The sequence below is a fragment of the Nonomuraea turcica genome, from assembly GCF_030718205.1.
In the GTDB taxonomy this organism is placed as follows: Bacteria; Actinomycetota; Actinomycetes; order Streptosporangiales; family Streptosporangiaceae; genus Nonomuraea.
In genome coordinates this window covers 519,136-528,834 of the sequence record NZ_JAUZQF010000004.1, presented here as the reverse complement: position 1 = coordinate 528,834, position 9,699 = coordinate 519,136, and the positions used below count along the sequence as shown (strand labels likewise).

Below are 9,699 nucleotides of genomic sequence, written 5' to 3'. Positions count from 1 at the left end.
GCGAACGTAGTCCCCGCGGGGCTTGTGGAGCGCCCGGTGCCCTGAGAGGGGCACGCCGGGTGCGGGAGGCGGCTCGGAGAAACCCACCGGTGGCGACATCGGCAGGGCGCTCCGGGCCGACCTCACCGTTGTGAGTGAGAACGCCGATAGGAGGCGCGACTGATGCCGTAGGCGTGATCCGGGCCAGTGTTCAGGGCCTGTCTCCACCCTGACGTGCGCCGCTGGTAACGGCGGGGTGCGAAGCTCAGGGCTCAAGCCGAAGGGCTCCCGTTCCATCCGGGAGCCACGGGTCAGGAGAAGACCGGACGGGCGAACGCAAGTGAACCCTCGAAGATGCCTCGTTAGGTTAAGCCTCGGTCGATGGGATGTTTCACCGGGGTGCAGGGCTGGGCGCTGAGAAGCGCCAGGCGCCGGCCGGTGAAACTCAGCCGGCCGGGAGAACACCGCCGCCCTGGGGTAGAGGGGGCGCCCTCCCCGGCCGCAGCTCATACGTGCGGAACGTGGAAACCCCGTTGGGGTCCGGATGTGCCGCATCCGGTAAGCCGACCGTGAGGAAGGCCGAAACCCCCAGCGGGAACAGGATGGTCCAAGAAGCAAACGCCGGTGGCCGAAAGGAACGAGGAAATCGGAACCAAGACGGAGTCTCCCCGTCCTCCGTATAACTCGCCGGATACGGGCAGATGCCCGGCTCGAAAGAGGGCTGACGTGGACCAGGTGAGCCTGTGATGGCTTCCCATGCAAAGACGCTGGAACCGACGGACAAGTTAGGCGCTGCGATGGCAGAGACGACGGTCAAGGCCGCGCGCCCGGCGATCACAGCGAACGGACCAGAGGACGAACTCGCCCTGGACTGGCACGGCATCGACTGGGTGCGGGCCGAGGCGGATGTACGGCGTTTGAGGCAGAGGATCTTCACGGCATCGCAGGCAGGGGACCTGAAGAAGGTCCGGAACTTGCAAAAGTTGATGCTTCGCAGTCTGAGCAACACGCTCGTGAGCGTGCGGCAAGTTGCGGAGCGAAACAAGGGGCGTAAAACGGCGGGCGTAGACAGGGAACTCGCTCTTACCGCAGAAGCGAAGATGAGAATGGTGGCCGAGACCCATCGGTCACCGCTGCCCTGGCGTGCCCGACCTGCCAAGCGTGTATATATTCCAAAGGCCAATGGGAAGCAACGTCCACTCGGGATTCCAGTACTTCGCGACCGCGCTTTACAGGCTCGGGTGAAGAACGCTCTGGAACCAGAGTGGGAGGCGCGGTTCGAGCCGAAGTCCTATGGCTTTCGGCCCGGACGCAGTTGTCAGGATGCTGTGGCGGCGATCTTTTGGACGGTGAAGGGCAAATCCCCGAAACGTCGATGGATACTCGATGCAGACCTGACGGCGGCGTTCGACCGCATCGACCACGGACTCCTGCTCGACCAGTTGGGTGACTTCCCGGCGCGAGGGCTGATCGCTCAATGGCTCAAAGCGGGAGTGGTCGAGCAAGGCCGGTTTTCCCCAACCGAGGAGGGAACTCCTCAGGGCGGGGTGATCAGCCCGCTGCTGATGAATGTCGCGTTGCACGGGCTGGAGGAGGCAGTCGGGGTTCAATATCGGAAGGTCGGGAGGTATCCCGATCAGACGGTGCCGGGATCCCCGGTGCTGGTGCGGTACGCCGACGACTTCGTCGTCATGTGTCATACCCGTGACCAGGTGGACCAGGTCAGGAAACGGTTAGTGGGATGGTTGGCGGTCAGAGGTCTCGCACTCAATGAGGACAAGACCAAGGTCGTTCACCTTACGGAAGGCTTTGACTTCCTGGGCTTCAACATCCGACGCTATGGCCACAAACTCCTGATCAAGCCCAGTAAGACGGCTGTGAAGCGGATCCGGGAGCGGCTCCGTACCGAGGTAAGAGCCCTGCGGGGATCGAACGCGGTACAGGTGCTATGGCGGCTCAATCCTATTATCCGAGGATGGGCTGCGTACTACCGGGCGGTGGTGGCCAGCGAGGTCTTCTGCTCGCTGGATCACTACCTCTGGAGGCTCCTCTATGGATGGGCCCGACGTGGCCACCGGAACAAACCGAGGACATGGGTCATTAACCGATACTTCGGCGAGTTCTGCAAGACCAGACGGGATAAGTGGGTGTTCGGAGACCGCGACAGCGGTGCCTATCTCCACTACTTCGCTTGGACGAGAATCGTGCGACACCAGATGGTCAAGGGAGGGGCATCCCCCGATGACCCCGCCCTCATCGACTACTGGGCCAACAGACGACGCAGAAACGGCCCTCCACCTCTGAACAGGCTCACCCAGAGTCTCATCAGGAAACAAAGCGGTCGCTGTCCCCTCTGCGGAGATCTGCTCCTTCACGACGATCGCGAACCACAGAGTCCACGTGAGTGGGAGCAATGGATCGCTGCCGCCGGGAAGGCACTGCGCAAGCAATTCGTCATGCGCGAAAGGCATGTCGCAACGGACGAAACTCTCACACACCGTCTCGTACACGCTTACTGCCATCGTCGGAATCGACTCGAACCCGCGATGGAAACCTAGCTCCAAACTGCCTGCAAGCCTTCGGGGCTTGCTTGAGCCGTATGCCGCGCGAGTGGCACGTACGGTTCTTAGGGGGCCGGGATCCAGCAATGGGTCCCGGCTACCCGACCCGCAGGGCTTCTTCAGCCTCCCAAGCCGCTGGACCCGGCTTATCCGCTAGCGCTCGGGCCAATTGGGATGTTGATGAGATTTCAGGGAACGTGAAGGTCTATCACCCTGGTCGTTCAGCTTGCGGTGATGGTGAAGGCGCTTCGTGCCGCTTGCAATCAGATCAATACTTGCCGAGATGAGCACGTACAGGCGGAGACATGCGGCCTCATCAAAGGAACCAAACGGTCGTCGGTGGTCAGCTGTCGCGCAGGGGCTTCAGCGCGCGGCCCCAGGCGATGACGTCTTCCAGCATGGCGCTTACCGCGTCGTCCTGGTGGGCCTGCGGCTTGAGCTCGGTGAAGTCGACGAAGTCGTGGTGCATCTGCAGCGCCACGTGGTGGCGTACGTCAGCGATTCCGAGCGCGGCCATGGTGCTGCGCAGGTGGTGGATAGCCCGGCTCGCGCCCTCCATGCCGTATCCGACGAAGCCCGCCGCCTTGTTGCCCCACTCGTGGTAGATGAAGTCAAGCGCGTTCTTCAGTACGCCGGGGAAGCTGTGGTTGTACTCGGGGGTGACGAAGACGAAGGCGTCCAGCGAGTCGACTTTCTCGGCCCAGCGGCGGGTATGCGGCTGGCTGTAGTCTGCTGCCATCAGCGCGGGTACCGGCTCGTCGAGTTGCGGCAGCTCGTAGTCCTTGAGGTCCACCAGCTCGAACTGCGCACCGCCCTGCCGCTTCGCGCGGTCGAGGACCCAGCGGCCCACCGCGTCACCGACGCGTCCGGGGCGGGTGCTCGCGACGATGATACCAATCTTGATCATGAGATCACCCTTCGTTCAAGGTGCCGTGCGGGGCCGGCGTGCTGACGTCGGCGGCAGCCAGCGTACGGAGAGCCACCGAGATGATCCATGCGTCAGAATCCTCCATGGATACGTCATCGTCCTCATTGATCGCCTGGCGAAGGACTCCGGTAGCCTGCGCTGGTGGACGTGCTGAGTCAAGTGATCGATTCCATGCGCTCGGGTCGACCGCGGTTTGCTCGCGTCACGGGGCATGCGGTGTGGGGAGGCCGGTTCCAGCCCGTCGCAGGCGTGACGTTCCATGTGGTGCTGCGCGGGGCCTGCACGCTGATTCCCAGTGCGGGCGATCCCGTCGCGCTGGGTGTGGGCGATGTCGTGCTGCTCGCCAACGGGCACGGCCACGGGCTGGCCGACAGACCCGGGATGGAGCTGGAAGATGTCCCTCTGACACGGAGGGACGAATTCCGGCTCGAACCGCGGACGGTCTCGCTGGGACCTTCCGGCCAGCCGATCTCCGCCGTGGTGCTGAGCGGAATGTTCCCCGTTGACGACAAGCGCTGCCATCCGATCATCAACGACCTGCCCGACATCATTCACCTTCCGGCCCAGTTGGGCCACGAGCCACCATTGCGCAATGTGATCGACCTTCTGGGCGGGGAGCTGGACAAGCCAGGCATAGGAACAGAGTCGGTGATCGGCTCGTTGCTCGACGCTCTGCTGCTGTTCGCGCTACGCGCCTGGTACGGGTCACGTGGCGCCTGGGTCGGCTGGGGGCCGGCCTTGAACGATCGAGTGATCAGCCACGTGCTGTGCCGCATCAACAACGACCCTGGCCGGTCATGGACGGTTCACGACCTCGGCGCGGAGGCGGGGTTGTCGCGGTCCGCGTTCGCCCGCCGCTTCACCTCGCTCGTGGGCCGGCCGCCGCTCGGCTATCTCACCTGGGTGCGGATGAACGTGGCGGCTCAGCAGCTCCGCGAGTCCGATGAGCCGCTGGAGGCGGTGGCGCGGAAGGTCGGCTATGGCTCGGAGTATGCGTTCGCCACCGCCTTCAAACGGCACTTCGGCACCGCTCCCGGCACTTACCGCCGACAGAACTCGGCGATCTCGAAAGGGGCGTAACGCCAGCCCTGCGATCGGGAGACCGGGCACCTCCCGCCCTTTGGGAGGTGGCCGGAGCAGTCATGGGCACATAACACCAGAACAGTCCTGACGACCGCCGCCGAAGAACACCGCCCTTGGGTTCACGTGAACCCAAGGCGCGGAAACAAGACGATCACCTCGCCCCTGGCCCTTAGGCAGGCGAGTAGGCGATGCGTCACGCCGAGGCCGTCTGATTATTCGATGGAACGACCCTCCAGGCCGCTCGTACAGTGATGCGACCAAGCGTTCGGCGGGGGAGGGATCATGCGCGTGCACTATCCGCGTACCCCTCACCTCCCCTGGTCGCCTGGCGCGACACCGGACGATGTGCGAGCGGGTGACCTGTCCGGGCTGCGAGGGCGAGAGATCGTGGTCACCGAGAAGCTCGACGGGGAGAACACCACCCTGTACGCCGACGGTCTGCATGCGCGGTCGCTGGACTCCGGGCACCATCCTTCCCGGACATGGGTCAAGCAGTTGCAGGGGCGGGTCGGGGCGAGGATCCCGGTGGGGTGGCGGGTGTGCGGGGAGAACCTGTTCGCGCGGCACTCCATCGCTTACCAGGAGTTGGAAAGCTGGTTCTACGGATTCTCCGTTTGGGAGGGGGATCGCTGTCAGGACTGGGACCGTACGGTGGCCTTCCTGCGAGGGCTCGGAGTTCCGGCGCCGCCGGTGTTGTGGCGCGGGGTCTTCGATGAGCGGGTGCTGCGGGCGCTTCGGCTGGACACGGAGCGGCAGGAAGGGTACGTCGTTCGGACAGTTGACGGGTTCGGGCGGGCGGAGTTCGGCGGGCGGGTGGCCAAGTGGGTGCGTCCGGCGCACGTGCGGACTGACACCCATTGGATGCACGCCGCCGTTGTGACGAATGGCCTACGGTCCGCCTCGGCACTGTGGTCGGTGCGGTCGGGGGCGGATGCCGATGTCCCTGAGCTGCTGGCCGCGGTGGGTATCGCGGTCGAGGACCCGGACGGAGGTGGGGCGGCGGGCATCTGTGTGGAAGATCCAGCCCACGCCGAGGTGGTGGGCAGGCTCGACCTGATCGGGCGGTACGGAGATGCGCGGCTCGCGGGTGTGCTGGCCACCGTGCTGCACGCCATGCCCCGTACCTGGCTGGCGGCTCGGTTGGCGGGGCCGCTGGGCATGCCGCTGGCGCGGCGGGTCGCGGACCTGGTCGGGCTGCATGCCAGCCTGCATCGGCCGTATCCGGATGAGGATCGGCGTGCCGGGCTCGTACGGATGGCGTCCGCCGCCGATCTGGGAGTGCTGCATGCCGTCGCGGCGGCCGTGCTGGTAGGCCGTACGGACGACGCGGATGGTACGGACGACCAGGCGCGTGAGCAGGTCGAATGGTCGGCGATGCACGCCGAGGACGCCGGGTTGCTCGGGCCGGAGCCGTTGGAGCCGTTGGAGAGGTTGCGGGCAGGCCTGCGAGAGGCCCTCGACGGCCTCGGCGCGGAGGTGGTGGATCGGTGCTGGGCTGAGGCGCGTGATGCCTATGCGCGGGGGCGCATTGCCACGGTCGATGAGGCCGTGGCGGCGACCTGGCGGTGGCGCTCCGGGCGGTTCCCCCAGCTGGTGCACCTGGTCGGGCCGTCGGGCAGCGGAAAGAGCACGTTTGCGGCGAGCCTGCCCGGCATCGACGTGTACCTGTCGCTGGACGACCTGCGCCAGGCCAGGGGCTCGCGGGCGAACCAGCGGGCCAATCAGCAGGTGCTGGGGGAGGGCCTGGACCGGCTCGACGCCGCGCTGTCCGCCGGCGGCACGGTGGTGTGGGACGCGACGTCGCTCAATCAGCACCAGCGCTCCCTGGTGCACGCTGTGGCGCGCCGCCACGACGCGCTGACGACGCACGCCATCATGGTGGTGGAGGAGGACGAGCTGCACCGGCGCAACGCTCGCCGAGCGCACCCGGTGCCGCCGCAGGTGCTCACGGCGCAGGTGCGCCGGTTCGTCCCGCCGTACCCCGGCCAGGTCCACCGCACCTGGTACGTCGGGGCGTCCGGAACCATCGAGGATCGGGGCGGAGCGTGATGCGTACCAGCGAGGAGATCTATCACCGGGTCCGCTGGGATCCGCGGTTCGACCCTTCGCGTTTCGTCCTGGGGGTCGGCCAGCGGGGCGCTGCTCCCAAGCGTGTCCCGCTGCCCGCGTTCGTCCCGGGCGGCGAGATCCCCTGGCATCGGGTGCTGTTCGTGGAGGCGGACGGTGAGGTGGTGTGGGACCGGGCCAGCGGGCTGGACCGTGTCGACACGTGCGACGCCGGCCGGGTTCGGGAGCCGCGTCGCCTGCGGGCGCCGTTCTTCACAGCCCGGATGCCGCACATCTGGGACGCCGGCTGGCGTCCCGGCTCCGGTGGCGCGGTGGCTGCGACTACGGTCGTGCGGGTCCTGACATGGAACACGCTCTGGGACCGCTACGACAGCGAACGCATCGACACCGCCCGCCGCCGGCCCCTGCTGCTGGCTGCCCTGGAGGAGGCCGACGCGGACGTCATCGCGCTGCAAGAGGTCGAGCCCGCGCTGCTGTCCATGCTCCTGTCCGCCCCGTGGGTACGCGCCCGCTACGCGATCGGTACCGACCCCGACGGCGAGGACGTCGACGCCAGTGGGCTGTTGTTGCTCAGCCGGTTGCCCGTACGGGAGGCGGCCTGGCATGTGCTCGGGCCGTACAAGGCTGTGGCCGCCATCGTCGTGGACACCGCCGAAGGTCCGCTCACGGTCGCCGTCACCCACCTGACCAGCGACCATGCCGACGACGGTCAGGCCAGACGGCAGGCGGAGATGGCGCAGCTCGCCGAGGGCCTGGCCGGCGTCGAAGGCGACCTGATCTTGGTGGGGGACTTCAACGACGGTACGGATGCTCCCGCGTCCGTGCTCGGGCTCCGGGACGCCTGGACGGAAGCCCACGGATCCGACCAGACCCCCACCTTCGACCCGCACGCCAACCCGCTGGCGGCACTCTCGTCCCTGTCCGGGAGGGCAACGCGGCTGGACCGCATCCTGCTACGCGGCCGACCACGGGTGATCTCGGCCGCCCTGCGAGGCAACGCACCGACACCGGAAGGGCTGTACATCTCGGATCACTACGGGGTAGAGGCCGCCCTCGATCTCTCGCCGTCTGACCTCGCCGGGGTCCTCGACGTGCCGCCGACTGCGCGTACGGCCGTGGCCTGGGTGCCGCCGCAGGAGTTGTGGCCGCCGATTCAGCAGGTTCGCCGGGAGCACGATCCGCAGTTCGACCGCTGGCCGCCGCATGTCAACCTCGTCTTCGGCTTCGTACCGGAGTCGGACTTCGAGTCGGCCGCGCCGCTGCTGGCCGCGGCGGCCGCCGAGATCGAGCCGTTCACCGTACGGCTGGAAGGGGTGCGTACCTTCCGGCATCGAGGCGACGTGACCGTCTGGCTCGACCCCGCCGCCGCAGGCCCGGCGCCCTGGACTCGCCTGCGTCAAGCACTGGAGCGGCGCTTTCCCCGCTGCAAGGGACGAGCGGAGGGTTTCACTCCGCACCTGACGCTGGGCCGAGCCAAAGATCGGCAAGGTCTGGCTGTCCGGCTCGAGGGGATGACCGCGCAGGTCGGTGACCTGGTGGTCCTGTCCCGTCGCGCGGACGAGCCCATGCGCCCACGTGCCCTGATCTCCCTGGGAACCGGGGAGGTCCGCTGGCTGGATGAGACCGCGAGCGAGGAGGCGAGGCGGGCGCTCGAGCCCGGTACACCCGAACAGGCGCAGCGGGAAGCCTTGGCCGGACAGGTTGCGCGGCGCTTGGCTGATGCGCTGCGTCCAGGGGTCGTGCACCTCGCCGGATCCCGCGGCATGGGATGCGAACTCCCGGCGGCGGACCTGGACCTGGTGGCCGCGCTGCCGGATGAAACGGACATGGCGGAGGTTGAGGCGCGGGTGGGGGCTGCCCTGCCCGACGCCGCCCTGCTGCGGCAGGTGATCGGCGCCAGGGTGCCGGGCTTGCGACTACGCGTGGCCGACTTGGACGTCGACCTGACCGTGGTCGCCACCGGGCTGCTCCCCCCTTCGCTGACACTGGGCCGCCGGGCCGAGCTGGGCCAGGCGGCTGCGATCGCCATGAGCGCGGTCAGCGATGCGGACGCTATACGCGCCGCCGTCGGCGCCGAGCACTCCCGTTTCGCCCGTCTGGCCAGGCAGGTGAAGGCATGGGCGAGGGCGCGCGGCCTGGACTCGGCTCCGTTCGGCGGACTGCCCGGTCTGGCCTGGACGGTGCTGGCCGCACGCACCGTCCGCGAGAGCGGCGACGTGCCCGCTGACCGTCTGCTGGGGCACTTCTTCAGTACGTGGGCCGCATGGAACTGGCGAGATCCGGTCACCCTCTCGCCCACCGCCGTCTCGGCGGACCCGGCCCCGATGACGGTGATGACACCCAGCCACCCCATGCGTAACTGCGCGCGCCAGGTCTCCGCCGGCGGCCTGGACCTGCTCACGCAGGAGCTCTACCGGGCATGGGAGCTCACGGAGAACGGCCGTTCCGGCGAACTGCTCGCGCCACCTCCCCTCCACCGCCGCCATGCCGCATGGATTGTTCTGACGGTGCGCTCCGAACGGGCCGAGGAGTTCGACGCGGTGCTCGGCCGTGTCCGGGGCCGCATGCTGGAACTGCTCTGTGCCTTGGAAGAGGCGGGAGTGCCAGATGTGCACGCGTGGCCACGTCCATTCGAGACGGGGCCGGGCTCAGCCCGGTACGCCATCGTATTGGGGCGTACGCCGCTGGAGGCCGCCCGGCTCACCGAGATCACCGGCACGTGGGGAAGAGGGCTGTCCGGGGTCACGATCGAGCGGGCCGAAGGGGGCGCGGTACCCAGCCTCTCCTGACAGGGCCTCGAGATCTGCCGGGGGACAGCCGGCCGCGGAGCTCGGCGGTTACGCTCTGGACCAGCTGATTCATGTGCTCCAACTCGGCGTTGGTCGGCTCTCGGCGAAGCTTGACCTGGCGAGCAAAGTCGTCGTTACGCGCCTGGGAGCTCCTGCACCAGCCCGAGTCCGCGGCTGCTCCTCCGAGGGCTTCCATTGCCGCCGTGATCGCAGACCAGGTCGGTACGAGGGCGACGAAGAGGTCGTCTGCTGGGCCAGGATCCAGGAGGCCAGCGGACGGAGCCGCCCGTGA

At 67.6% G+C, this 9,699-nt stretch carries 5 protein-coding genes; 4 read left to right on the top strand and 1 reads right to left on the bottom strand.

Annotated features, from left to right (window positions below):
- Positions 1–776 precede the first annotated feature (776 nt).
- A complete protein-coding gene (gene ltrA, locus Q9G87_RS14360) occupies positions 777–2,537 on the top strand; it encodes a group II intron reverse transcriptase/maturase (protein ID WP_305916805.1) in 1,761 nt (586 codons plus the stop codon).
- A 346-nt stretch (positions 2,538–2,883) separates the two neighbouring features.
- On the opposite strand, the gene Q9G87_RS14355 is transcribed toward ltrA, so the two are convergent.
- Complete coding sequence (locus Q9G87_RS14355; RefSeq protein WP_138715002.1) at positions 2,884–3,447, bottom strand: NADPH-dependent FMN reductase; 564 nt, start codon at positions 3,445–3,447, stop codon at positions 2,884–2,886.
- A gap of 162 nt (positions 3,448–3,609) precedes the next feature.
- Between Q9G87_RS14355 and Q9G87_RS14350 the strand changes: the two genes are divergently transcribed.
- The 3 genes from Q9G87_RS14350 (at position 3,610) to Q9G87_RS14340 (ending at position 9,407) form a co-directional block, all read left to right on the top strand.
- Positions 3,610–4,548 carry an AraC family transcriptional regulator gene (locus tag Q9G87_RS14350; RefSeq protein ID WP_371825769.1) on the top strand — a complete coding sequence of 313 codons (939 nt, stop codon included), beginning with the start codon at positions 3,610–3,612 and terminating at the stop codon, positions 4,546–4,548.
- Between the two features lie 285 nt (positions 4,549–4,833).
- Entirely contained in the window at positions 4,834–6,600 is a 1,767-nt protein-coding gene (locus tag Q9G87_RS14345) for an RNA ligase family protein (RefSeq protein ID WP_305916804.1), read from the top strand.
- Positions 6,600–9,407 carry a poly(A) polymerase gene (locus Q9G87_RS14340; RefSeq protein ID WP_305916823.1) on the top strand — a complete coding sequence of 936 codons (2,808 nt, stop codon included), beginning with the start codon at positions 6,600–6,602 and terminating at the stop codon, positions 9,405–9,407. Before Q9G87_RS14345 ends, Q9G87_RS14340 begins: the two co-directional genes overlap by 1 nt.
- Positions 9,408–9,699 lie beyond the last annotated feature (292 nt).

Coding starts and splice junctions, on each gene's coding strand:
- Q9G87_RS14345 (WP_305916804.1), top strand. CDS start 4,834: ATGCGCGTGCACTATCCGCGTACCCCTCACCTCCCCTGGTCGCCTGGC.
- Q9G87_RS14340 (WP_305916823.1), top strand. CDS start 6,600: ATGCGTACCAGCGAGGAGATCTATCACCGGGTCCGCTGGGATCCGCGG.
- Q9G87_RS14355 (WP_138715002.1), bottom strand. CDS start 3,447: ATGATCAAGATTGGTATCATCGTCGCGAGCACCCGCCCCGGACGCGTC.
- ltrA (WP_305916805.1), top strand. CDS start 777: ATGGCAGAGACGACGGTCAAGGCCGCGCGCCCGGCGATCACAGCGAAC.